Below are 23,575 nucleotides of genomic sequence, written 5' to 3' on the forward strand. Positions count from 1 at the left end.
GAGGCAAGGAGGCATCATGGTAGATGTAGCACCGGTGAGCGCGTCGACTGTGCTGGAATCGCTTCCGGTCAACCGCTGGCACTGGCGACTGGTCGTGCTGGTGGGTCTCGGCTCGTTCTTCGACCTCTACGAGGTGTTCCTCGGCGGCGTGCTGGCGCCGGTGCTGGCCGGCGAGTTCGGACTGGGAAACGTCGGTAAGGCGATGGTGATCTCGGCCGGTTTCGCCGGCATGTTCGTCGGCGCCAACCTGCTCTCGATCGCCGCCGACCGGCTGGGGCGGCGCCGGATATTCATCATCAACCTGCTGGTGTACTCGCTGTTCTCGCTGGCCGCCGCCTTCTCACCGAATGTGGAAACGTTCCTGATCCTGCGCTTCCTGGCCGGCATCGGGCTCGGCGCGGAGCTGGTGCTCGTCGACACCTACCTCGCCGAGTTCGTCCCGGCCCGGGTACGCGGCCGGATGACGGCGTGCGCGTACACGATCGGATTCATCGGGGTGCCGCTTGCCGCGCTGCTCGGCGGCAAACTGGTCGCGCGTCACCAGATGCTCGGCATCGACGGGTGGCGGTGGCTGTTGGTGTTCGGCGGGCTGGGCGCGGTGTTCGTGCTGGCCGTGCGGATGCTGCTGCCCGAGTCACCGCGCTGGCTGGAAAGCCGGGGTCGCGCCGCCGAGGCTCGCGAGGTCGTCGCATCGGTGGTGGCCAAGGCGGCTCCGGACACCCCGGTGCCGGAAATCCGCGCCAGTCCGGCCGATTCGAGCGATGAGGCGCCCAGTGTTGCCGAGGTGTTGCGGATTGCCTTCCGGGACTATCGTCCGCGCAGCGTGATGCTGGTGATCTTTCAGGTCCTCCAGACGATCGCCTACTACGGCTTCGGCACACTTGCACCGCTTGTTCTGGTGCACAAGGGTTTTGAGGTCACCGAATCGCTTGGCTATGCGGCCCTGACCTTCGCCGGCTACCCGATCGGTTCGCTCGTCTCGATCCCGATGGTGGAACGGTTCGAGCGCAAGTTCCTCATCATCGGCTCGGCGCTGGGAATCGCCTTGTGCGGCATCGTGTTCGCGGCGGCGGACAACGTCGTGCTGATCGTTGTCGCCGGGTTCCTGCTGACCGCCGTCTCCAACGTCTTCTCCAATGCGTTTCACATCTACCAGGCCGAGATCTTCCCGACGGCGATCCGAACCACGGCCAGCGGCATCGCGTACTCACTGTCGCGCGCCACCTCGACCGTGCTGCCATTCGTGGCGGTGCCTGCGCTCGCGGCCTTCGGTCCAGTGGCCGTGTTCTCCGGTTCGGCGGTGCTCATCGTGTTGCTCTGCATCGACGTCGGTTTACTCGGCCCGCGCAGCACAGGCCTCATCCTGGAAGAGGTTCAACACATTTCGTGAGAATCATCGGCGCGCCAGGTCCGCGGCCGCCAAACGGATCGCATCCGTGACGCGTTCGACGATCGGGCTGTCCAGCTTCCAGCATTGCCAGAACAGCGGCACGTCGAGGTGCGCATCGCAGACCCGGACGACGGAACCGTCGGCCAGCGCGGGCGCAGCCAGACTCTCGGGAAACATGCCCCACCCGTGACCGGCGCGCACCCCGGCGCCGAACCCCTCCGCCGTCGCCACATAGTGGACCCGCCTGGCGATGGACCGACGAAAAACTTTCCGCACCAACATGTCCTGCAAGGCGTCGTCGCGATTCCACGCCATCGACGGCGCCTGCTCGACCGCCTGCCCAGTGAAGCCGTCCGGAAAGTACCGCGCGACGTATTCCGCGCTGCCGATCGGCACATACCGCATGACGCCCAGCGGCCGGGCCCGGCAACCCGGCACCGGGGTGCGTTCGGTGGTGACCGCGCCCATCACCACCCCCTCGCGCAGTAGCCGCGCCGAATGGTCCTGATCCTCGATCCGGACGTCGAACAGCACATCGTCCAACACAGCGAACACCCCGGTGAACCACGTCGACATGGAATCGGCGTTGACCGCCAACGCGATCCGGGGCAGCGACCCGTCGCCGGCCCCCATATCGGTGAGCGCCTCGGCCTCGAGCAGTGCGGTCTGCGCGGCCAGCCGCAGCAGCGGCACTCCCGCCGCCGTTGCCGTACAGGGTTTGTCCCGCACCACCAGGACCCGACCGACGCGCTGCTCCAGGGCCTTGATGCGCTGGCTGACCGCGGACGGTGTGACGTGCAAGCATGCCGCCGCCGCGTCGAACGAGCCCCGCTCGATCACCGCGGCGAACGCGGCGAGTTGCTGACCGTCGATCTGCACATTAGTGATGCTAATCCGGCCGCGGAAGAATCAGGTGAGCTGATCTCTCGCCGGAGTGGTGGCGAACCAGCGCTCCTCGGCGTGACTGAGTCGCCAGTAGGCGATCGCACAGGCCCATGTCAGGACGAACAGCGCGACGATCACGAAGCCGAAGTTGTTGAGGTTGACCGCGCTTATCCAGTCGGTGACGGGGTCGGCCCAGCCCAGATCGTCGTGCACCACCGTCACCAACTCGATGGTCCCGATGATGAGCGCTACCGCGACCGACAATCCCGTGATGGTCAGGTTGTAGAAGATCTTGCGGACCGGGTTGGCGAACGCCCAGTCGTAGGCGATCGTCATGAAAAGGCCGTCGACGGTGTCCATCACGCTCATGCCGGCGCCGAACAGCACCGGCAGGGTGAGCACCGCGTACCACGGCAGACCGGCGACCGCTCCGGTGCCGGCGAGCATGAGAAGGGCGACCTCGCTGGCGGTATCGAAGCCGAGACCGAACATCAGCCCGACCCCGAACATCTGCTCAGGGCGGGTGATCCGCTTCATGATCGGTCGCAGGATGCGCGTCAGTAAGCCATGGCCGTCGAGGTGGCCTTTGAGCGCCCGTTCATCAAAGGCGCCCAGGCGCATCGCCCGCAGGGCGCGCCAAACGCCCAGCAGGGCAATGACATTGATGACAGCGATCAGATAGAGGAATCCGCCCGACGCAAGCGTGCCTGTGATGCCAAGGCTGTGCCGCACGGGCGAGTCGTCGTCGACCATGACGCTGGCCGCCCGCGCCGCGGCGACGACCAGGACCGCCAGTACCAGGACCATTGTCGAATGGCCGATGGCGAACCAGAAGCCGATCGATTTCGGCCTCTTGCCGTCGGCGGCCAGTTTTCGGGTGGTGTTGTCGATCGCGGCGATGTGGTCGGCGTCGAAGGCGTGCCGCAGCCCGAAGGTGTAGGCAGTCACTCCGAGTCCCACGCCGAACACGTGTGCGCCGATGTGATAGTGGTTCGGGGCGACGAGGATGAACAACGCTCCGAAGCCCACCGCATGCAGCAGCGCGATCGCGGCACCGAGAGTCGCGAACTCTGCCCAGTCGCGGCGGTTCCAAGCCCCGGTCAGGCGGCCGAACGCGCCGGCGGTGGTGGAAGCCTGTCCTCGCCTCGCCATGACTACGCCCTCCTCGGAGATCTCGCGCCCCCGTCCTGGCGGATTCCGCACGGTTCACCACAGACCGCCCGGACGCTAGCCGCCTCCGCTGGGACAGCGCTGGGAGCGCGAGGGACTAGCGCCGCGTGCTCTCAGTCGGAATGTTGCGCGGGTCACGTGGCGGTTCTATGGTAGAACCACAGTTTGGTCGTCCCAGAGTCAGGTACCCTCATGGCAGAGCCGTCGTCGCTACCCATCCGAGTCATGCTCGCCAAGATCGGGCTCGACGGCCACGACCGCGGGGTCAAGGTGGTCGCCCGTACCCTGCGTGACGCCGGGATGGAGGTCATCTACACCGGCCTGCACCGGAGCCCCGACCAGGTCATCGAGGCAGCCACCCAGGAAGATGTCGACGTCCTCGGCGTGAGCCTGCTGTCCGGTGCACACATGCCGATCTTCACCAAGATCTTCGAGATCCTCGATGAGATGGAGGAGCGGCCGCGCTTCACGATCGTGGCCGGCGGCGTGATGCCCGACGAGGACGAGGTCGAACTTCAGAAGATGGGGGTCGCCGCCGTCCTCGGCCAGGACACCACCCCGGAGACGATCGTCGAGACCGTCAAGGCCTGCGCCCCGCTGGAGGCGAGTTCCTGATGGCTCCTGGCGAGCGAAGCGACGGGGAAGGCCTCTGCATGGAGTCGTGGAGCTGGCCCCCGCGCTACGACCCGGACTTCCGCCCGGCGCCGGAGCAGCCGTACTGGTTCCCCGTGCGGGAGACGATGTATCCCGCACAGCGCGACGAGGCAATCCTGGAGCGCATCCGGCAGCTGATGAGTTACGCGTGGGAGCGCTCGCCGTTCTACCGCCGGAAGTGGTCCGAGGCCGGTCTCACACCCGGCGACATCACCTCACTCGAAGTTTTCGAGGCGGTTCCGGTGGTCAGGAAAGAAGAGCTTCGCGCGGACCAGGCCGAGCACGAGCCCTACGGCAGCTACCTGTGCATCGACCCCATCGACGTCACCCACATCAAGGGCACGTCGGGCACGACGGGGCGCCCGACCGCATTCGGGATCAGCCAGCGCGACTGGGCAGCGGTCGCCAATGCGCATGCCCGGGTCATGTGGGGCATGGGGATCCGCCCGCACGACGTGGTCCTCGTCGGTTCACCGCTGACGCAGTACTGGGGATCATGGGGCGCCTACATCGGCGCCGAACGGCTTGGCGCCGCGGTGTTCCCGTTCGGCGCCGGGTTCGCCGGGCAGAGTCTCCGGACGCTGCAATGGATGCGTCAGATGTCGACGACGGTGTTCTACGGCACGCCCTCCTACGCGCTGCGACTCGCCGAGGTGGCCGTCGCGCACGACATCGATCCCCGAGGCCTGGGGCTGCGCAAGATGTTCTTCTCCGGCGAGCCCGGTGCCAGCGTGCCAGCGATCCGGCAGCGCATCATCGACGCGTTCGGCGCCGAGGTCTACGACTCGGGCAGCATGGGCGAAGTCGCGCCGTGGATGCATCTTGGCGCCAGCAGTAATGAACCCGGCGTATTCGCTTGGCAGGACCTGGTTTACACCGAAGTCTGCGATCCGCAGACCATGCGGCGCGTCCCCTTCGGTGGCGAGGGCACCCCGGTCTACACGACCCTGGAGCGCACGTCGCAGCCGATGATCCGCCTGCTGTCCAACGATCTCACCAGCTGGGAGGCCCCCGACCCGGCGCGCGGGCGAACCTATCCCTTCCTGCCGAAGGGCATCTACGGCCGGATCGACGACATGTTCCAGATCCGCGGCGAGAACGTCCATCCGAATGCGATCGACGACGTGGTGATGAGCACCGAAGGCTATGGCGGCGAACACCGCATCGTGATCACGCGCGATGCCGCGATGGACGAATTGCACGTGCAGGTCGAGTTCGACCCCCAGCGGACGACCGTGGCAGAAGACGTGTGGGTCAAACGGATGAGCGAGGACCTGCGCACGGTGCTCGGAGTCGGCGCCAAGGTCGTGACGATGCCGCCGGCCACGTTCGACCGCACCGAATTCAAGGCACGTCGGGTAATCGATGACCGCAAACTCTTCGAGTCGTTCCGGCGGGCCTCGCCATCATGAGCAACGCAGCTACCGCAACTCCGGTCGTCGCGCTCGCCGATCGGATCCGCGCGGGCTCACAGGTCTCCCTCGCGCGCGGTCTGTCGCTGGTCGAGAGTCGTTCGGACGCAGCGGCGGAGCTGCTCGCGGAGATCTGGAAGGACAGCGGCCGCGCCCACGTCCTGGGCATCACGGGACCCGCCGGCAGCGGCAAGAGCACCCTGGTCACCCAGATCGCGAAGGAGTACGTCGCTCGTGGTGCCAAGGTGGCGATTCTGGCGGTCGATCCGTCCAGCGCCTACTCCGGCGGCGCGATTCTCGGCGACCGCATCCGCATGACCGAACTCGCAGGCAGAAAAGATATTTACATTCGTTCGATGGCGTCTCGTGGCGCCACCGGCGGTCTGTCGCGCGCGGTGCTCGACGGCATCGTCCTGCTCGACGCCGCCGGTTTCGATGTCGTCATCCTCGAGACCGTCGGCGTCGGCCAAGCCGAGGTCGACGTGATCAGTGTTGCGCACACCGTGCTGGTCGTCAGCGTTCCCGGTCTCGGTGACGATATCCAGGCGATCAAGGCGGGACTCATCGAGATCGCCGACATCCACCTGGTGAACAAGGCCGACCGCCCGGGCGCCGACCTCACCGTCAAGGAACTGCGCGAATCGCTTCGACTGGCCCATCGGAAGGCGGGTCAATGGAATGTGCCCATTCTGAAGGCCACGGCCACCACCGGCGAGGGAGTTTCGGACCTCCTTGACGAGACGGCGAAGCACCGAAGCTGGATGACGGACCACGGTGCCCTTCGCGAGGTGGAGCGGCGCAACGCGGCAACCCGGATCCGTTGGGCCGCAGAGGCACTCATGGCAGACCGGCTCCGGTCCGGCCAGCATGGCTTCGACGCTGCCGTCGAAGCGCTGATCGCCCGTGAGGAGGAACCCCGTCACGCCGCCGCTCGGCTGTTGACAGCCATGGCCGTGGACCCGACCGAAATCGATGGAGAAGGAAGACCATGACCGACGACAACACGGTGACGCCGGAGGAACTGCGCCTCGCCTCCGACGCGTTGGCCAAACGCGCCGAAGCCGACCTCGACGAGTGGGAGCACCGTGAGCTCGCCGAGTTCATCAGCCGCGCCCCAGAGTCGAAGGAGAGCTACCTCACCGGCTCCGGAATGCCGGTGAAACGGGTCTACGGTCCTCAGGATCTTCCCGAGAGCTGGGACGAGATCGGCCTTCCCGGCCGCTATCCCTACACCCGCGGCCCGTACCCGACGATGTACCGGGGTCGGAAGTGGACCATGCGACAGATCGCCGGTTTCGGGCAGGCCGAGGAGACCAACAAACGGTTCCAGTACCTGATCGCCCAAGGGCAGACCGGACTTTCGGTGGACTTCGACATGCCCACGCTCATGGGACTCGACAGTGACGATGCAATGAGCCTGGGCGAGGTCGGTCGTGAAGGGGTGGCGGTCGATGTACTGCCCGACATGGCGGCCCTGTTCGACAACATCGACCTGGAGAATATCTCGGTGTCGATGACGATCAACCCGTCGGCGTGGATCCTGCTCGCCATGTACATCGCCGTCGCCGAGGACCGCGGTTACGACCTGAACAAGCTGTCCGGCACCATCCAGAACGACATTCTGAAAGAGTATGTCGCACAGAAAGAATGGATCTTCCCCGTCCGGCCGAGCATGCGCATCGTCCGGGACTGCATCGCCTACGGCGCCGAGCACATGGCCCGCTACAACCCGGTCAACATCAGCGGCTACCACATCAGCGAGGCGGGCGCCAACGCCGTCCAGGAGGTCGCCTTCACGATGGCGATCACCAAGGCCTACGTCGAGGACGTGGTCGCGGCGGGCATCGATGTCGACACGTTCGCCTCGCGACTTTCGTTCTTCTTCGTCTCCCAGGCGGACCTCTTCGAGGAGGTGGCCAAGTTCCGGGCCGTGCGGCGCTACTACGCCAAGATGATGAAGGAGCACTTCGGGGCGAAGAAGGCGAACTCCATGCGGTTGCGCTTCCACGCTCAGACCGCAGCGGCGACACTCACCAAGCCGCAGCCGATGGTGAACATCGTCCGCACTGCGCTGCAGGCGCTCTCGGCCGTCCTGGGTGGTGCGCAGTCGATCCATACGAACGGACTCGATGAGGCCTACACCATCCCGAGTGAGATGGCGATGAAGCTTGCGCTGCGCACGCAGCAGGTCATCGCCGACGAGACCAACGTCCCCAACGTGATCGACCCGCTGGGCGGTTCCTACTACGTCGAGGCCCTGACCGACGAGATCGAGAAGGGTATCCAGGCCTACATCGACAAGGTCGAGGCGATGGGTGGCGTCGTCGCGGCAATCGAGCAGGGCTTCTTCCAAAAGGAGATCTCGGATACCGCCTACGAGTACGCCAGGCGCAAGGCGAGTGGGGACCGGCCGGTGATCGGCGTCAACAAGTACGTCGACGCTCAAGAGGATCAGAAGATCGAGGTACACAAACTCGACCCGGAGTCCGAGGCGCGCCAGATCCGACGGCTCAAGCAGGTGCGCTCGGGACGGGATCCGCAGCGCGCACAGGCCGCGCTCGACAAACTCCTGGCCGTGGCCCGCGACGAGAACGCCAATCTGATGCCCGCGACCATCGAGGCGGTGCGTGCGCATCTGTCGATGGGTGAGATCACCGGTGCTCTACGGGAGGTGTTCGGTAGCTATCAAGAGACGCCGGTGTTCTGACGCCGCGTCGCTGTACCGACCATTGGCCGGGTAAACCAGGCAGTGGTCAGTACCATCGAGGACCTCAGGATCTTCGCGGGAAGAGAGGTGCGAGCGTGTCGGAGCCAACTCAGCCCGAGTGGAAGCCACTACCGCGCATGCGCACGCATGAGCAGGTCGTCGCAGAGATCGAGAGCCGCCTGATAGCGGGGAGCCTCAAGGCGGGCGATCGCCTGCCCCCCGAACGGCAATTTGCCGAAGCGCTCGGGGTCAGCCGTGGCGCGGTCCGTGAAGCCCTACGCATTCTCGAGGCGATCGGGGTCGTCGAGGCGGGCACCGGCTCCGGGCCGTCATCGGGCTCCATGATCGTCAAGGACAGCATCGCCGGGATGGCCATGGTGCTGCGGATCCACCTGCAGCTGGCGTCCTTCACCCAGGACGATCTGGTCGAGGTCCGGCTGTTGATCGAACGCTTGGCGGCGCGCAAAGCGGCCGGCACCGCCGGCAGTGAAGACATCGCCGACCTGCGCTCACTTGTGGACGGGATGCGCGGCGTCCACACCACCGCGGCCTACAACGACCTCGACGCCGCGTTCCACGTCCGGATCGTGCGAGCATCCGACAACGCCCTGGCGGCCGTGCTGATGGCGGCTCTGCGGGAGGCGCTGCGCCAGGCCATGGTGACCGCGTTCGAGAGCCTCGAGGACCCCGTCAGCACGATGCGGACGCTGACCGACGAGCACGCCGCCATCGTCGACGCAATCGCCGCAGGTGACGGTGACCGAGCCGCCGAGCTGGTGACCAGACACATCACCGGCTTCTACCGTGCGCTCGGGTTCAGCGACCTGAAATGGGCCGGCTGACCCTTCCCTGCTGTCACCCAGCGTGACGCTCGGCGTCGACATCGACGCGGCGTGACGCTCGTGCCGTCTGTGGCGCACCCAACTTGTCGGTCCGTCTTGTGGCGTTAACCACAGTTGTGGTAGGACCATAGTAAGATCCGTCCGACCCGACCGTCATGGAGACCGCTATGTACCAACAGCAAGTGGCGCCGGTCGGCAGCGTGTGGCTCTCCGCTCTGCTCGCGGCCTTGCCGCTTCTGGTGCTGTTTGTCCTGCTGGGCGGCCTGAAGCTGAAGGCCTGGATGGCCTCGGTGATCGGATTGGCGCTGGCCTTGGCGGTGGCCCTGGTCGTGTACCGGATGCCCGCCGACCAAGCCGGACTCTCGGCCCTGGAGGGCGCGGCGTTCGGCCTGTTCCCAGCGATGTGGATCGTCGTGAACGCGATCTGGATCCACAACATGACGGTGAAATCCGGCGCGTTCGACGTGATCAAGCGGTCGTTCGTGGCGGTCAGCACCGACCAGCGGATCCAGGGACTGATCATCGCGTTCTGCTTCGGCGCCGTCCTGGAGGCGCTGGCCGGATTCGGCGCGCCGGTGGCCATCTGCTCCGTGCTTCTCGTTGCCATCGGCCTGAGCCCGCTCAAGGCCGCGACCGCTGCCCTGGTCGCGAACACCGCCCCGGTCGCCTACGGCGCCGTCGCCCTTCCGATCATCACCCTGTCGGCCGTCAGCGGATTGCCCATCCGTGACCTCAGCCAGATGACCGGCCGACAGGTTCCGTTGCTGGCGATCGTCGTGCCGTTCCTTCTGCTCGTCATCCTCGACGGCCGCCGCGGATTGCGTGAGGTCTGGCCCGTGGCCATGGTCGGCGGCCTGAGCTTCGCCTGCACCCAGTTCCTGATGGCCAACTTCGGCCCGGTCGAGCTTGCCGACATCGCGGCCGGACTGGTCGCCACGCTCGCGATCCTGGGTTTCCTGATCGTCGTACCGAAATGGCGGACGAGCGGGCAGGCACCTGCCGACACCGTTGACGACAGTGGCGGTTCGGCGGCGACACCGGCCGGGCCGGGCACGTCGAGGGCCGGGTCGACCATGCTGGCCCAGGAACTCGATGCCCGTCAGGACACCGCATCGCAACGACTGCGTGCGTTCTCCCCGTACATCATCATCATCGCGCTCTTCAGCACCATCTCGATCCCGCCGGTCAAGGACGTTCTCAACAAGACCACGATGATGATCAAGTGGCCCGGGTTGCATGTGACGAGTGCGGACGGCAAGCCGCTGACCCTCGCCACGTACAAATTCGATTGGCTGATCAACGGCGGGACCGTGCTGCTGATCGCCGGCATCCTGACGGCCCTGCTCCTGAACCTCTCACTTCCCGTCGCCGCACGCACCTACGGAGCCACGCTGGTTCAAGTGCGATTCGCCGCCGTCACCGTCGCCAGTGTGCTGGCGATGGCCTACGTGATGAACGCCTCCGGGCAGACCGTCACGATGGGGGTCTTCCTGGCCGGCGCCGGTGCCTGGTTTGCGGTTCTGTCGCCGATCTTGGGCTGGTTCGGCACGGCAGTGACAGGTTCGGATACGTCGTCCAATTCGCTCTTCGGCGTGTTGCAGGTCACCGCCGCGCACCAAACCGGCATGAGCGACGTGCTGCTCGCCTCCGCGAACACCAGCGGTGGCGTGCTGGGCAAGATGATCAGCCCCCAGAACCTCGCGGTGGGTGCGGCCGCGGTCGGTTTGTCCGGCCGCGAGGGCGAATTGTTCCGAAAGGTGTTGTGGGCCACCGCCATCCTGCTGCCGATGATGTGCCTCATCGCGTGGCTGCAGTCCACGCCCGTGCTGGACTGGATGGTGCCGTAAGCGAAACCGAGCTACGCCGGCTGAGCGGTGGCGATCACCACGTAGCGGTTCAGGCTGAAGAAGTACTCACCAGCGTCGCTGCGGGCTTTCAGGTCCGCCAGCCAGGCTGCGGCGTCAGCCTCGGTCAGGCCGTGGCGTCCTGGCACGTACTCGGCGATCCCATGCATCGTGTTGGCGCTGAACGCATCGTCGTCCAGTTCGGTATTGAAGAGCACGTGCACCCGTTGAGCGGTCACGGTGAATCCGGCGCTGCGCATCAGTCCGGCAAGCACTTTCGGTAGGTGCGGATGCACGAGGTGTTCGTCCCAGGCTGCGGCGACACGTCGGTGCAAGTCCCGGTCGGCGGTGTGCCACACCAACGAGTCCCAGTCGGTGTCGAGGACAAGGATCCGTCCACCCGGCCGCAACACACGGTGCACTTCGCCCAGTGCACGCGGCATGTCCGCCACGTACTCGTAGACCTGGGTCGAGACGGCGACATCGAAGGTGCCGTCGGCGTAGGGCAGTTCGAGCGCATCGCCCTCGTCAATCTGCACCCAGGCTTTGTCGGCGCAGCGTCGGCCGGCGATCGAGTTCATGGCCGCACTGGCATCCAGGCCGTGCACCGCGCCGCCAGGTCCGACGGCCGCACCCATCTCGGAAATCAGGTAACCGGGTCCGGATCCGATGTCGAGCACACGCTCGCCCGGCTGCAGCGCCAACAACTCCATCACGAACGCCCGCTGCGCCACGACGTCTCGCTTCGCATACGACTTGTCGATCCGGGCAGCCCCTGCCTCGTCAAATTCCAAGATTGCCATAACACCTACAACCATGACACAGCGATATTCATTCGCGTCTGTGAAATCGCCAGCTTCTGCAGTCTCACACTGGCGCTGTCCCTTTCGTATCGGGTTCGACCCCCGCGCCGCGGGTGAAGAACTCCGCCAGGTACTCCGATACCAGTCCGAAGGAGGCACCCAAACTCGCCGAGGCGATGACCACGCCGACCAGATTGGATGCCACCGACCGGACCCAACCCATCGGCCCACCACCGACAAAGAAGAACGACGCCCACGCCAGGAACACCACCCAGATCGGAACAGTCACCACGGCCGCGGTGAACGCGACCGCGACCCCACCAAGTACCCCGATACTGATCGTCGGGGCCGATCTTGCATCCAACCGATCACACCTTCACACCTCCCCGCTCTTGCTCCGACGAAACGGATTGCCGCGCAGGCGATATCACATGTCGCCACCTGCGTCCCACGATCGGCCTTGCGTGTTTCCCCGGAGTAACACCACACTTGCGGCTGGCAGCAGACCAGGACAAATTGTGCGCAAAACAGGACATCCGCTCAGCGCGGGACTCCCGCGTTCGAGAGCAATCCGGTGATATCAGCCTGGATGGCCTCGATCCGGGCCTGGCCGACGCCCCATGGCTCGTCCACCCCGGCGCGACGGTCGAGATCCCACAGCACGCACTGTTCGCCCGGCATCGCGACCAGCGACCACGCGACAACGGTTCTGCGGAGCTGTTCTTCCATCGGCTCGGTGGCCGCCGGGCTGCCGGCGGGTGCACCTCCGACAGGGTGGTGGTGCATGAACTTTCCATAGGCCCTGGCGCAAAATGTCTGATACCGCGCGGTGCAAAGGATCAGGCCGTGCCACGACTCGTCCACCGCATGTGACGGCATCCCGATCATCCGGTCGTCCCGTAGCGCCGCGGCACAGCAGCGGAGCCACTGCCGCAGCCCCATCTCGATGAGTTCACGAGGCTGCCACGGACACGTCTTGAAAACGGCCGGCGGGAGTTCGAGTTCTGCCACCGCGCTTGACCGTTCGAAGCCGGTGCCACGTCGGCAATGCATTGCGATCATTTTCGGCCTCCTCCCGGCGACGGGTTTCGCTAACCGCCGCGGCCGCCGCAAGCTCCGCATCCGCCGTAGCTTTCGTCCGCTGACGCGATGACAATCCATGCGACGGTGTGGTGATCTCCTGAGTCCCCGGACTCCGGTGCACCGGCCGCCCAGACGTCATCGGAATCGCGTTCAGTGCTCCGAACTTTTTGGGCTGCACGAACAGAAAGTCGCGCCACGTCATCTGCATGACAACCTCCCCGGTCGATGCCGTTCATCCTGCGAGGGCGCCGCGGGGCAGACAAGGAGACTCGGGTGGCCGGGCCGTTTCCTTACACAACCCGCAGTTTCGCCCGCGCGCAGTTACGCAAGTCTGCGGATCGTGCAAGGAAATGCCGCGATCGAACCGCTTCTCTTCCGTTGGCCGAGGGTGCTCTCCACCATGAGGTGACCTACACAGGAGAGGAGGTCCTTCAGATGCAGTCGACACAATCGGCAACCTACGAAGGATCTCGCCGAGATTCATCGACCATCGGCCGAAACCAGCTGATCCGCCGCTTCCACGTCGCACCTGCCGACGTCGGCACCGTCGGCTACGTCGGCGGTGGCCGACTACTCGAATGGATCGACGATGCCGCCCACGCCGCCGCCGCACAGTGGAGCGGTTGCGACTGCGTCACCACCTACGTCGGCAACCTGCATCTGCACCGGCCCATCGGGGTCGGCGATTTCGTCCAGCTGACCGCCAGTGTGGTCCACACCGGACACACCAGCATTCACCTTCTGGTCACCGTCGACAGCAGCGGCCCGGCAGGAGACAACGGCCAAACCGCGCAGTGCCCCATCATCTTTGTCGCAATAGACGACATCGGACGGCCCGTCGATGTCCCGCGATGGGCTCCGGTCACCATGCTGCAAATGCAACGACATCACCATGCGCGGCTCCGGATACCGGTGTGCAAACGCATCGAACGGGTGATGGCCGCAGAAAGCCACCCGCCAACGCCCGCCACGGTGCGCTTCATCGCCGGGTCCGGCGACGCTGATTCTCGCGGCAGAGTTCACGGCGGCCGGGTCATGCGGTGGATCGACGAATCCGCGTACGAATGTGGAGCCGACTGGACCTCCGTACCCACCATCGCGTCCTACCTCGCCGGGGTTCGCTTCTACCGTCCCGTCGGTGTCGGCGACGTCATCGGGGTCACCGCCCGGATCATGCACACCGGACCGCGCAGCGTTCACTGCCGAATCCACATCACCGCCGACGACATCGGCGTCGGCGAACCCCAGGTTGCGGCATGTGCGGTGGCGGTCGTCGTTTCGCTCGATGCGCGAGGCGCCGCCAGGGCTGTTCCCCTCTGGAAACCCCATTCGGACGAAGACCATCGACTCGATCAGAGCGCCCGGCAGTTGCTTCAATTACGACAGTTCATGGAACCCAACTGATCAGGTCGCAGCACGCCACGACTCGAGGAAGCGCAGAAACGCCGTGGCGCCGGGGTCCTGCAGTCCGATGCTGCGCTCCTGCAGCCAGGACGCCCGGCCGCGACGGGACTGTAATCCGGTGGTGTCGATGACGGCCCGTTCGGCCCCGGTGATCGCGGTCTCCAATCCCGAGGTGCCGTCCGACGCGGCGTCGAGAGCGTCGGCGGCGGGCATGATCGCATCGAGGATCGTCTTGTCTCCGAGTTGGGTCTTGCCGCGTTGTGCGATGTTGTCACCGGCGGCGCGGATGAAGCTCGCCGCATCGGTGACGGTGATGTCGGTGACGTCGGTCCAGGTCTTCGAGCCGGCGAGCAGGCCACCGGCGACCAGGGCGGCCATCGTCGACGGGTTGGCGTTCGCGAACGCCTTGGCGCATTCGCGCGCAATCTGCGCGGGAGTGGCGGAGTCGGGCAGCGCCGACACTGCGTCGATGACCGCCTCCGCGCCGAGAGTGACGGTGATTCCGAGGTCCCCGTCCCCCAGGGCTTGGTCGAGGTCACGAAGCTCGTCGGCGAATTTGACCAATTCGGTGAGGCTGCCCCGGATGCGTTCCTTCAGTTCCTCGGCGTTCACCGGCTCAGACCTCCCGGAAGAACGGAGACGACGCGGGCGCGTTCAGCAGGGCCAGTCGCTCGTCGTTGAGTGCAAGCAAAGAGATTGACGCACCGGCCATTTCGAGACTGGTGGCGTACTCGCCGACATAGCTCCTGGCGATCTCGACACCGCGGCCGGTGAGCACCTGGTGGACGCGCCGGTAAACGATGTAGAGCTCCTCCGGGGGGGTGGCTCCCAGCCCGTTGACAAGCGCGGCCACCCGGTCCCCGGACTCCAGTTCGAGGTCATCGACCAACGCGGTGACGATCCGGTCGGCGATGGCGTCTGCGGAATCCAGTTCACCGCGGTGGATTCCCGGCTCGCCGTGGATTCCGATACCGATCTCCATCTCGCCGTCTGCCAGTTCGAAGCTCGCGGCTCCGGTGGTCGGCAGGATGGTCGGGGACAGCCCGATGCCCATCGTCGCGGTGTGCTCTACCACGTCCTCGGCCACCGCCGCGACCCGCTCCAGGTCGTCGCCCCGCTCGGCCGCGGCCCCGGCGGCCTTGTACGCGAAGAAGATTCCCGCCACTCCGCGGCGGTCGGTCTTGCGGTCCTTGGGCTGGCTGGCGACGTCGTCGCGGCCCAGCACGGTGCGGGTCGGAATGTCCTCGAGCTCGGCCAGGTCGGCGGCGAGATCGAAGTTGAAGACGTCACCCCCGTAGTTGCCGTACAGGTAGAGCACTCCGGCGCCACCGTTCACCGCGACGGTCGCCTCGAAACACTGCTGCGAGCTCGGCGAGCTGAACACATTGCCGATTGCCACGCCGTCGCACAACCCTTTGCCCACGTAGCCTTTGAAGAGCGGAAGGTGTCCGGAACCGCCACCGGTGATGATTCCGACCTTCCCGGAGACGGGCGCGTCGGCGCGCACCATGATGCGCAGGTCCTCACCAGGCGTCTTGAGCTGGTCCGGGTGCGCGAGCAGGATGCCCTCGACCATCTCGTCGACGAAGTTGTCCGGCTTGTTCAGGATCTTCTTCATGTCTTTCCCTCTGATGCTGGTACGCGATTGGGTTTTCGTTGCCGTCGACGGCGCCAGGTGACCTGGTCGGCGATCATGACCAGGATCAGGATCACCCCTTGGGCGATGGCGTACTGGTAGGCGGAGAGCCGCAGCGCAGTGAAGCCGCTGGCAACGATCTGCAGTGTGAGAGTGGCCAATACGACGCCCAGCACCGTCGCGAATCCACCGGTGGGGTTTGTTCCGCCGAGCACGGCGATGACGATGACGAGCAGCACATAGGACGCTCCGTAGTCGGCCGACGCGGAGGGATTGCGGGCGATGAACAGCACGCCGGCCAGCCCGCCGAGCAGTCCGGTGACGAGGTAGGTGCTGGTCAAGACCGAGCGGCTGCGGATGCCCGAGTACACGGCCGCCGTCGGGTTGGAGCCCTCAAGCTGGATCTTCAGGCCGATCGGGGTGCGGTTGATCAGCAGCGCGACGAGTACAGCCGCCAGGATGAATACCAGGAAGAGGATGGGGATTCCGGCCACCGTGGCCTGGCCGAGGCCGGTGAGCGTGGCGGGCGAGCCGTAGAGCGTGCGTCCCCCGGTCCACACGACCGCGATCCCGTTGTAGATCTGCATGGTGCCCAAGGTCGCCAGGATCGGGGTGATTCCGACGTAGGCGACGAGCACGGCGTTGATCGCCCCGCCGACCAGCCCCATGGCCAGCCCGGCGAGCACGAGGACGGGTACCAGTTGTTCGGCGAGCGCGGGGTTCGAGCCGTGGATCGCCGTGTACAACGTCGACATGGTGATCGCCGACAGGTTGGCGATGTTGACCAGCGACAGGTCGATGCCGCCGGTCAGCATCGCGAGCATCATCGCGATGGCGAGGACGCCGACCTCCGGGGCGGCGAGCGCGAGGTTCTGCAAATTCAGCGTGCTGAGAAAGATGTTGGGCCGCAGCGCCGCGAAGAACACAAATGCCACCACCAGCAGTACCAGCATGCGGCCGGTGCCGCGGCTGACGTGCAGCCGTTCGATGATTTCGGATGTGCGCGCGCCCAAGTCGTCGTTGAGCTGCCGGAGACCGGTCATACGGTCATGGCCTCCTGCGTCAGGTCCGGGCCGTCGGCGCTCGGCTGGCGTTTGCGCCGCCGCTTGGCCGATACCGCCTGCACCCCGACACCGATGATGAGCAGGGTCCCGACGGCGGCGCGCTGCCACGCGCTCGGGACGCCGGCCAGGATCAGGCTGTTCCCGATGACCTGGACGAGCAGCACACCCAGGATCGTGCCGAGGACCGAACCACGCCCGCCGAAGATCGACGCGCCGCCCAGCACCACCGCGGCGATGATGTCCAGTTCGGTGCCGACGAGGTCCTGCGGGCTGGCGCTGCGGCCCATGACGATGTAGATCAGTCCGCCGAGCGCGGCGGTCATGCCGACCAGGACGTAGAGCAGGATCTGTGTCCGGACCACGTGGAAGCCGGCGCGGCGCGCCGCCTCGGCGTCGCCGCCGATCGCGTAGATCGATCGCCCGAACATGGTGCGGTGCAACATCCACGCCGTCGCGCAGCACAACAGGACGGCCGGAATGACCATCACGTGCAGGTAGGCGCGGCCACTCGCCGTTGCCACCGAGATCAGGTTGGTGGTCGACAAACCGGCGATGGCGTTCGGCAGATCGGCGATGAAGCGCGAGCCGACGAAGGTGAGCAGGGCGCCCTTGAAAATCCCCTGCGTTCCGAGTGTCACGATCAACGTCGGCAGCCGGAACCGCGCGATGACGACGCCGTTGATGAGGCCAAGCACCGCACCGATCGCCAGGGCGAGCAACACCGCCCCGACCAGTCCGGTGCCGAAGGCGCCCGACGAGAATGCCGTCACCGTCGTGTAGCCGGCGAAGATGGCGATCGCGGCGAAAGAGACGTCGATGCCGCCGGAGATGATGACCAGCAGCACGCCGAGCGCGAAGATCAGCGGCACGATCGAGCTGCGAACGATCGCGAACAGCGTCGAGACCGAGAAGAAGACCGGGTTGAGCAGCGACATCACGACGATCAGACCCAGCAGGATCAGCGCGAGGATGCCCTCGTTGTTCGGGCCCCGGAGACTGGGTAGCGAAAAGTGATGTGGCTCATTACCTTTCACTGGGCTGTTCACGCCGCCATCCTCTCCAGGATGAGGTCGACGTTGATGTCGTCGCTCTCCAGCGTGTGGCTGATCCGGCCCTGCCGGACCACGAGCACCCGGTGGCAGGCCGCGACCAGTTCGGGGACGTCATCGGAGATGATGATGATGGAACGGCCGTCGGCGGCCTCGTCGCGCAGGATCTCGAGGATGTCTTCCTTCGAGCCGACGTCGACTCCGACCGTGGGTCCGTTGAGGATGAGTACCCGGGGCCGGATGGCGAGCCATTTGGCCAGCACGACGCGTTGTGCGTTGCCACCCGAGAGGGAGCGGACCGGGGCCGCGACGCGGGGCGCCTTGATGCGCAGGCGGTCGAACAACGTGCGAATGGTCTTGCGCGTCTTGCCGTTGTCCAGGGTGCCCCAGCGTGTCCGGTACCGGTCGAGTGATCCGGCGATGATGTTGTCGCCGATGGCGCGGTCCATGAACAGGCCCTGCGTCAGGCGGTCCTCGGGAACGTAGCCGATGCCGGCGGAGATCGCGTCCTGGATGGACTGCAGTTTCACCGGCTTTCCGTCCAGTGTGACCGTGCCGCTCTGCGCGGGACGGACGCCGAACAGGGCCTCGGCGATTTCGGTGCGGCCCGAGCCGAGTAGGCCTGTCACGCCGAGAATTTCGCCCTGGCGAACGGAGAAGCTGACGTCGTCGAAGGCGCCCGGGCGGGTCAGCCCCGCGACGTCGAGTACCACGGGCGCGTCCGCCGGAAGGTCGCTGACGACACGGTCTTCACTGATCTCGCGACCGGTCATGGATTCACTGATCGACTGCCGGGTGAAGTCGGACGTAGGCCCGGTGACCACCTTGCGACCGGATCGCAGGATCGTGACCCGTTGCGCGACACGCAGCACCTCGTCGAGCTTGTGGGAGACGAAGACCAGCCCGACGCCGCGGGACCGCAGCGTCTCGACGAGGGCGAAGAGGCGGTCGACCTCGCTGTGGGTGAGTGCGGTGGTGGGCTCGTCCATGATGATGACGCGGGCTTCATGTACGACGGCACGGCAGATGGCGGTGAGCTGCCGGTCGGCGACGGGAAGCGCCGCGACGTCGGCGTCGAGGTCGAGGTTCAGGCGCAGTTCGTCGACGATCCGCCGCGCCGTTTTCTGCGCGCCTGCAGGCGAATAGAGCCTGCGGCGTTCGGCGACGGCGCTGGTGAGGGCGATGTTCTCGGCGACGGTGAGGTTTCCGAACAGCGAGAAGTCCTGGTAGATCACCTGTATGCCGCTGGTGATCGCTGCCGTGGCGTTCATCGCACGATGTGCGACGTCGTCGACGATGATCTCACCCGAGTCCGGCCGCTCAGCGCCGGAGATGATTTTGATGAGGGTGGACTTGCCGCACCCGTTTTCGCCTGCGAGGCAGTGCACTTCGCCCGGATAGAGCTCGAAGGAGACGCCGTCCAGGGCGGTGACGCCGCCGTACGTCTTCACGATGTCACGTACCTGGAGCACCGGCGTGTCTGTGTCCGGTGCGCTGGGCGCCGTCATAGAACTCAGAAGTTGTACTGGGACATGGTCTTGGCGTCGGCTTCCAGTGCCGCATCGCCGACGTAGACGTTGTCGTAGCCGTCGAGCTTGGTCAGCTTCTCATAGCCGGGGATGTTCAGATTGGTGCCGGCCTCGATGGTCTTGCCCTGCGCGAGCATCATGGCGATCTGCAATTGGGCCTCGCCGGCCAGCGCCGGGTCCCAGAAGAAGATCTTGTCGATCGAGCCGTCGGCGAGATACTTCGACGCCGCCGACGGGATCGACGTGCCCATCACGCAGATCTTGTCCTGCAGGCCGGCCTCCTGCACGGCACGCGCGATGCCCGGCACGTCGTTGCCCGCCGACCCCTGGAAGCCCTTGATGTCCGGGTACTTCGCCAGCACTTCCTTGGCCTTCTCGTAGGCGGCCTGCTCGTTGTCGGTGCTCTCGATCGGATCCTCGACGCGGGTCATGCCCGGGAACTGGGCGACCTGCATGTCGTGGGCGGCGCCGACCCACTGCATGTGGGTCTTGGCGGTCAGGCCCCCGACGAACTGAACGTATTTGCCCTGCTGACCCATGCATTGCGCGAGATTCTGCATGATCTGCTTGCCGTAGGCGGCGTTGTCGAAGGCCTCGATGTCGATGTCGGCGTTCTGGATACCGGTGGCCTCGTGGGAAACGACCTTGATGCCCTGGGCGCGCGCCTGGCCGAGAACGTTCTGGAGTGCCTCCGGCGAGTTCGGCACCACGGTGATGGCGGTGGGGTGCTGAGGAATCAGATCCTGGATGATCTGGATCTGCTTTTCTGGGCTGGTGTCGTCGGCGCCTTCCTGGCGGGTGTCGACGCCGGTGCGCTTCGCGAAGTTCTCATCGCCGATAGCCATCCGGTCGAACCAGGCGATGCCCTTGATCTTGACGACGTTGACCATCGTCATGTCCTTGGGATCCTGGGTGGTTCCGCCCGCAGGGGCGTTGCTGCTGCCGCCGGCTCCTCCGCCGACCGAGCCGCAGGCCGCGATCAGCGTCATGCTCAACCCCACCGCGCCAAAAAGCGCCGCCCGCCTGAACTGCATTCATCACTCCCTTGTGAGGCCCTGCGTGTTTGTGGGCCTACGCGCCAGCCCGACTTGCGTGACAGTAGACGTGACCCACCCCACAGTCAAGCATTCTCCTGCACGAAACCATGCATTAGTGTGCGAAATATGCGTGTAAACGCGCATGCGAGTTTGCTATCATAATTTCCGGCCTGCGCCGAAGGTCGGCTAGTCGGGAGAAGGCTCGGTCCATGTCACGTCGTACAGACATCGTCAATCATCTGCAGGACCGCGGATTTCAGAGTGTGAGCGCCCTGGCACAGGCGTTCGGTGTCGATGCCTCGACGATTCGGCGCGATCTGGACAAGCTCGAGGCCGAAGGCATCGTCGAGCGCACGCACGGTGGGGCGGTGCCTGTTGATCCCCGTCACTCATCGGCGGGTGGCGGCGCCCGGCATCAGGCCGAAAAGGCGGCGATCGGTGCCGCGATGGCCGAACGGGTGCATGAAGGGCAGACGATCATGCTCGACACCGGCGAGACGACTCTGGAGGTCGCCCGCCACCTCCGCCATTCACGGTTGACGGTCGTGACCCACGATCTTCGCGTCGGGCTGGAAATCGCGACCAAGCCGTCCATCAACCTGGTGTTCGTCGGCGGCGAGTTGCTGCCGTCCGGCTTTGGCATGTGGGGGCCCACCTCCGTGCAACAGGTGGAGAATCTCCGCGTCAATGTCGCCATTTTCGGTGCGGGCACCGTCATGGACGACGGGATCTACTCGGCGTCCAGCTATGAGATCGAGCTCAAACGCAAGATGCGGTCCATCGCCAACGAGGCGTTCTTCGTCGCGGACAGCTCCAAGTTCGGTCGTGAGGCGCTCTTCAAAGTCTTCGGCTTCGAAGACTTCACGGCCGGCATCACCGACTCGATGCTGGATCCCATCCGCGCCGCCGCGCTTCCGGTGCCGGTCATCCGGGTAGCGGTGGGCGCGGCGCAATCGGGGCGCAACGGCGGCCTCGCGAGTCATCGCAAATCGGTGCGTCCGCAGCGGGGTGGGCGTCGCAATCAATCACCTTCCGATGCAAACGGTTCCGTCGTAGCCCGAAGCTGACACGTTTGGTTCGTCGCGCTGTTCGAGACCCCGCTGGTCTGATCGTCCTTGGCGCCGCTTTGCTGTCGGGATGACGATCCCGACGAAATCAAGGAAAAGTCCCATGAGCATTCATCAGCCGGTCCTTGCGGCGCGGGGCGATCACGACTACACGCCGTCGACGACTGCGTCGTGCTGCTCACCGTCGCCAAACCTGTTCATCGTTAGGCAATCCCCTAATGGCCACGGTCTACCTCGACACAGCGGCCACCGTCGCGGGCCCGGTCTGCTGCACGCCGCCACCGGGAAAGCCCACCGGAACGACGACGGAGATCCCCGCGACCACGGCAATTCGACGGGCTTGTGATTCGACGACCGTTCGGTGGGCTGCTGGATAGGCTGGTTGATCGGTTCGGCATCGGGAGCGGCTCGTGGTCACGATAGACCGCCTGGTCAATGTGTTGGGAAGCTACGGCGTGCGGTTGCGGTTCTGCCCGATTCCGCGGTCCACCGAGTTGCGCAGCGTCGTCATGCATGAGCTCACCGAGGGTCGCACCGTCGTCGGAGACGTGTTGTTGGGCATCGGTGCGCGCTCGGTCGAAGAGGCGGTGCGCTGGGCGGCGTCGGCCCGCGCAGTCGTGGTGATGATCCGGGGTGGCGACGATGACGACACCATGTTCTCTGGTGCGGCCGCGGGTGTCGCGGTGATGGTGGTCGACCCGGCGATGACATGGAGCGAGTTGGCCGCGGTCGCCTACGGATTGGTCTTGGAAGGCCGTGAAACCGATTCTGGGCGCGGCCCAACGGATATGTTCGCCTTGGCCGACAGTTTGGCGGAGGCCACCGGCGGAGCGGTCATCATCGAGGACCGCCTTTCGCGGGTGCTGGCGTATTCCCGTCGACAGCAGGACGCCGATCCGGCACGGGTGGCGACCATTGTCGAGCGACAGGCACCCGAGCAATTGCGTGCATTCTTCGACGACCGTGGGGTGTACACGCATATAGCGGCCTCCGATGAGCCCATGTTCGTCACCCGGGACTCTGATCAGGGGATGACCGGACGCATGGTGGTGGCGGTGCGCTCGGGACGAGAACTCATGGGATCGGTGTGGGTGGAGTGTACGGCGCCGTTGGATGGGTCCGCGCTCACCGCGTTGGCCGACGGGGCCCGCACGGTCGCGCTGCACCTGTTGCGTTCCCGCGCGAGCGCGGACCTCGAGCGCCAGGTCGAATCCGAACTCGTGATCAGGTTGCTGGAGGGCACGGCCGATGCCGCCACTGCGGCCAGCCGGCTCGGCCTGCCCCACACCCTGTTGCGGGTGATCGCGGTGCAGGCGTTCATCGGCGCCGAACGAGACGCCGCCCTGCTGTTGGCGTTCGAGCGTGCCACCACCGGTTTCGGCTGGTCACGGCCCGGGCGCAGCGCGCTGGCCGGCAACACCGTCTACACCTTGCTGCCCGGCGAGCAATCCGCGACGGCGAGGAAGTGGGTTACCGCTCTGCAGGCAGCACTTCCCGAACGAATGACGGTATTGGCCGGCGTCAGCGGGCCCGCCGAGGTGGCCGACCTCGGCGCGGCCCGCCACGAGGCCGACGAATGTCTGGCGCTCCACGAGATGTGGCCCCGCGGCGCCATGCCTCCGGCTTACGACAAGTCCTGGGATGAGATCCTGCTGCAGCGACTGCGCACCGCGGCGCGCTCAGGTCGATCTCCGAACCGGGGACCGGTGGCCGAGCTGCGCCGCCATGACCGCGACCACACAACCGACTACGTGCCGACGCTCCGCGCTTGGCTAGAGGCCCAGGGCGACGCCGCCGAAGCGGGCACCCGTCTGGGAGTCCACGAAAACACCGTGCGCTACCGACTTCGCAAGATGGCCGAGATCACCAGCCTGCAACTCGACGATGCCAAAAAGCGGCTAGCCATGATGATCGAACTCGCCTCCACCGAACCCGACTAACGATGCGCGCTGTGGCAACCCGACAAGGCACCAGCGCGCCGTTGTCTAACTGGGGCAAG

At 65.8% G+C, this 23,575-nt stretch carries 21 protein-coding genes; 10 read left to right on the forward strand and 11 right to left on the reverse strand.

Annotated elements, in window-relative coordinates; translation table 11 throughout:
* Positions 1–16: 16 nt before the first annotated feature.
* Positions 17–1,390: an MFS transporter gene (locus tag ACVWWN_RS39995; protein ID WP_457148825.1), complete on the forward strand. Its 1,374-nt coding sequence runs from the start codon at positions 17–19 to the stop codon at positions 1,388–1,390.
* Positions 1,391–1,393: 3 nt separating this feature from the next.
* Here the strand turns inward: ACVWWN_RS39995 and ACVWWN_RS40000 are convergent, their stop codons facing one another.
* Positions 1,394–2,278, reverse strand: a complete 885-nt coding sequence (locus ACVWWN_RS40000) for a LysR family transcriptional regulator ArgP (RefSeq protein WP_457149460.1) — start codon at positions 2,276–2,278, stop codon at positions 1,394–1,396.
* Between the two features lie 21 nt (positions 2,279–2,299).
* Positions 2,300–3,427: a Nickel transporter NicT gene (gene nicT, locus ACVWWN_RS40005; RefSeq protein WP_457148826.1), complete on the reverse strand. Its 1,128-nt coding sequence runs from the start codon at positions 3,425–3,427 to the stop codon at positions 2,300–2,302.
* Positions 3,428–3,637: 210 nt separating this feature from the next.
* On the opposite strand from nicT, the gene ACVWWN_RS40010 reads away from it, so the two are divergent.
* The 6 genes from ACVWWN_RS40010 (at position 3,638) to ACVWWN_RS40035 (ending at position 10,907) form a co-directional block, all read left to right on the forward strand.
* Positions 3,638–4,060: a cobalamin B12-binding domain-containing protein gene (locus tag ACVWWN_RS40010; RefSeq protein WP_457148827.1), complete on the forward strand. Its 423-nt coding sequence runs from the start codon at positions 3,638–3,640 to the stop codon at positions 4,058–4,060.
* Complete coding sequence (locus ACVWWN_RS40015; protein ID WP_457148828.1) at positions 4,060–5,511, forward strand: phenylacetate--CoA ligase family protein; 1,452 nt, start codon at positions 4,060–4,062, stop codon at positions 5,509–5,511. Before ACVWWN_RS40010 ends, ACVWWN_RS40015 begins: the two co-directional genes overlap by 1 nt.
* Positions 5,508–6,503, forward strand: coding sequence for a methylmalonyl Co-A mutase-associated GTPase MeaB (gene meaB / locus ACVWWN_RS40020; protein WP_457148829.1), 996 nt, complete (start codon positions 5,508–5,510; stop codon positions 6,501–6,503). Before ACVWWN_RS40015 ends, meaB begins: the two co-directional genes overlap by 4 nt.
* On the forward strand, positions 6,500–8,218 hold the full coding sequence (locus ACVWWN_RS40025) for a methylmalonyl-CoA mutase family protein (RefSeq protein WP_457148830.1): 1,719 nt from the start codon (positions 6,500–6,502) through the stop codon (positions 8,216–8,218). Before meaB ends, ACVWWN_RS40025 begins: the two co-directional genes overlap by 4 nt.
* A gap of 95 nt (positions 8,219–8,313) precedes the next feature.
* Positions 8,314–9,060: a FadR/GntR family transcriptional regulator gene (locus ACVWWN_RS40030; RefSeq protein ID WP_457148831.1), complete on the forward strand. Its 747-nt coding sequence runs from the start codon at positions 8,314–8,316 to the stop codon at positions 9,058–9,060.
* Positions 9,061–9,227: 167 nt separating this feature from the next.
* Positions 9,228–10,907: an L-lactate permease gene (locus ACVWWN_RS40035; RefSeq protein WP_457148832.1), complete on the forward strand. Its 1,680-nt coding sequence runs from the start codon at positions 9,228–9,230 to the stop codon at positions 10,905–10,907.
* Between the two features lie 11 nt (positions 10,908–10,918).
* Here the strand turns inward: ACVWWN_RS40035 and ACVWWN_RS40040 are convergent, their stop codons facing one another.
* The 3 genes from ACVWWN_RS40040 to ACVWWN_RS40050 form a co-directional block, all read right to left on the reverse strand.
* On the reverse strand, positions 10,919–11,707 hold the full coding sequence (locus tag ACVWWN_RS40040) for a methyltransferase domain-containing protein (RefSeq protein ID WP_457148833.1): 789 nt from the start codon (positions 11,705–11,707) through the stop codon (positions 10,919–10,921).
* A gap of 64 nt (positions 11,708–11,771) precedes the next feature.
* A complete protein-coding gene (locus ACVWWN_RS40045; RefSeq protein WP_457148834.1) occupies positions 11,772–12,071 on the reverse strand; it encodes a DUF1097 domain-containing protein in 300 nt (99 codons plus the stop codon).
* A 176-nt stretch (positions 12,072–12,247) separates the two neighbouring features.
* Positions 12,248–12,769: a hypothetical protein gene (locus ACVWWN_RS40050; protein ID WP_457148835.1), complete on the reverse strand. Its 522-nt coding sequence runs from the start codon at positions 12,767–12,769 to the stop codon at positions 12,248–12,250.
* Positions 12,770–13,225: 456 nt separating this feature from the next.
* Between ACVWWN_RS40050 and ACVWWN_RS40055 the strand changes: the two genes are divergently transcribed.
* The gene (locus ACVWWN_RS40055) at positions 13,226–14,194 is read left to right on the forward strand and encodes an acyl-CoA thioesterase (RefSeq protein ID WP_457148836.1); all 969 of its coding nucleotides are present in this window, start codon (positions 13,226–13,228) and stop codon (positions 14,192–14,194) included.
* On the opposite strand, the gene ACVWWN_RS40060 is transcribed toward ACVWWN_RS40055, so the two are convergent.
* From ACVWWN_RS40060 to ACVWWN_RS40085, 6 genes are read right to left on the reverse strand one after another with little or no spacing between them, the layout of a single operon-like run.
* Entirely contained in the window at positions 14,195–14,806 is a 612-nt protein-coding gene (locus tag ACVWWN_RS40060) for a dihydroxyacetone kinase subunit L (protein WP_457148837.1), read from the reverse strand. It lies immediately after the preceding gene.
* A 4-nt stretch (positions 14,807–14,810) separates the two neighbouring features.
* Complete coding sequence (locus tag ACVWWN_RS40065; protein WP_457148838.1) at positions 14,811–15,812, reverse strand: dihydroxyacetone kinase subunit DhaK; 1,002 nt, start codon at positions 15,810–15,812, stop codon at positions 14,811–14,813.
* Positions 15,809–16,873 carry an ABC transporter permease gene (locus ACVWWN_RS40070; RefSeq protein ID WP_457148839.1) on the reverse strand — a complete coding sequence of 355 codons (1,065 nt, stop codon included), beginning with the start codon at positions 16,871–16,873 and terminating at the stop codon, positions 15,809–15,811. The genes ACVWWN_RS40065 and ACVWWN_RS40070 overlap by 4 nt, the downstream gene beginning before the upstream one ends.
* Positions 16,870–17,940 carry an ABC transporter permease gene (locus tag ACVWWN_RS40075; RefSeq protein WP_457148840.1) on the reverse strand — a complete coding sequence of 357 codons (1,071 nt, stop codon included), beginning with the start codon at positions 17,938–17,940 and terminating at the stop codon, positions 16,870–16,872. Before ACVWWN_RS40075 ends, ACVWWN_RS40070 begins: the two co-directional genes overlap by 4 nt.
* Complete coding sequence (locus tag ACVWWN_RS40080; protein WP_457148841.1) at positions 17,937–19,451, reverse strand: sugar ABC transporter ATP-binding protein; 1,515 nt, start codon at positions 19,449–19,451, stop codon at positions 17,937–17,939. The genes ACVWWN_RS40075 and ACVWWN_RS40080 overlap by 4 nt, the downstream gene beginning before the upstream one ends.
* 5 nt (positions 19,452–19,456) lie before the next feature.
* Positions 19,457–20,506 carry a substrate-binding domain-containing protein gene (locus tag ACVWWN_RS40085; RefSeq protein WP_457148842.1) on the reverse strand — a complete coding sequence of 350 codons (1,050 nt, stop codon included), beginning with the start codon at positions 20,504–20,506 and terminating at the stop codon, positions 19,457–19,459.
* Positions 20,507–20,718: 212 nt separating this feature from the next.
* Between ACVWWN_RS40085 and ACVWWN_RS40090 the strand changes: the two genes are divergently transcribed.
* Entirely contained in the window at positions 20,719–21,576 is an 858-nt protein-coding gene (locus ACVWWN_RS40090; RefSeq protein ID WP_457148843.1) for a DeoR/GlpR family DNA-binding transcription regulator, read from the forward strand.
* Positions 21,577–21,986: 410 nt separating this feature from the next.
* Positions 21,987–23,516, forward strand: a complete 1,530-nt coding sequence (locus ACVWWN_RS40095; protein ID WP_457148844.1) for a PucR family transcriptional regulator — start codon at positions 21,987–21,989, stop codon at positions 23,514–23,516.
* Positions 23,517–23,575 lie beyond the last annotated feature (59 nt).

The sequence above is a fragment of the Mycobacterium sp. URHB0021 genome, assembly GCF_054057895.1.

Excerpts from the sequence above, each read along its gene's own strand:
- ACVWWN_RS39995 (WP_457148825.1), top strand. The coding sequence starts at position 17 with ATGGTAGATGTAGCACCGGTGAGCGCGTCGACTGTGCTGGAATCGCTT.
- nicT (WP_457148826.1), bottom strand. The coding sequence starts at position 3,427 with ATGGCGAGGCGAGGACAGGCTTCCACCACCGCCGGCGCGTTCGGCCGC.
- ACVWWN_RS40010 (WP_457148827.1), top strand. The coding sequence starts at position 3,638 with ATGGCAGAGCCGTCGTCGCTACCCATCCGAGTCATGCTCGCCAAGATC.
- ACVWWN_RS40015 (WP_457148828.1), top strand. The coding sequence starts at position 4,060 with ATGGCTCCTGGCGAGCGAAGCGACGGGGAAGGCCTCTGCATGGAGTCG.
- meaB (WP_457148829.1), top strand. The coding sequence starts at position 5,508 with ATGAGCAACGCAGCTACCGCAACTCCGGTCGTCGCGCTCGCCGATCGG.
- ACVWWN_RS40025 (WP_457148830.1), top strand. The coding sequence starts at position 6,500 with ATGACCGACGACAACACGGTGACGCCGGAGGAACTGCGCCTCGCCTCC.
- ACVWWN_RS40035 (WP_457148832.1), top strand. The coding sequence starts at position 9,228 with ATGTACCAACAGCAAGTGGCGCCGGTCGGCAGCGTGTGGCTCTCCGCT.
- ACVWWN_RS40040 (WP_457148833.1), bottom strand. The coding sequence starts at position 11,707 with ATGGCAATCTTGGAATTTGACGAGGCAGGGGCTGCCCGGATCGACAAG.
- ACVWWN_RS40050 (WP_457148835.1), bottom strand. The coding sequence starts at position 12,769 with ATGATCGCAATGCATTGCCGACGTGGCACCGGCTTCGAACGGTCAAGC.
- ACVWWN_RS40055 (WP_457148836.1), top strand. The coding sequence starts at position 13,226 with ATGCAGTCGACACAATCGGCAACCTACGAAGGATCTCGCCGAGATTCA.
- ACVWWN_RS40065 (WP_457148838.1), bottom strand. The coding sequence starts at position 15,812 with ATGAAGAAGATCCTGAACAAGCCGGACAACTTCGTCGACGAGATGGTC.
- ACVWWN_RS40070 (WP_457148839.1), bottom strand. The coding sequence starts at position 16,873 with ATGACCGGTCTCCGGCAGCTCAACGACGACTTGGGCGCGCGCACATCC.
- ACVWWN_RS40080 (WP_457148841.1), bottom strand. The coding sequence starts at position 19,451 with ATGACGGCGCCCAGCGCACCGGACACAGACACGCCGGTGCTCCAGGTA.
- ACVWWN_RS40085 (WP_457148842.1), bottom strand. The coding sequence starts at position 20,506 with ATGCAGTTCAGGCGGGCGGCGCTTTTTGGCGCGGTGGGGTTGAGCATG.
- ACVWWN_RS40090 (WP_457148843.1), top strand. The coding sequence starts at position 20,719 with ATGTCACGTCGTACAGACATCGTCAATCATCTGCAGGACCGCGGATTT.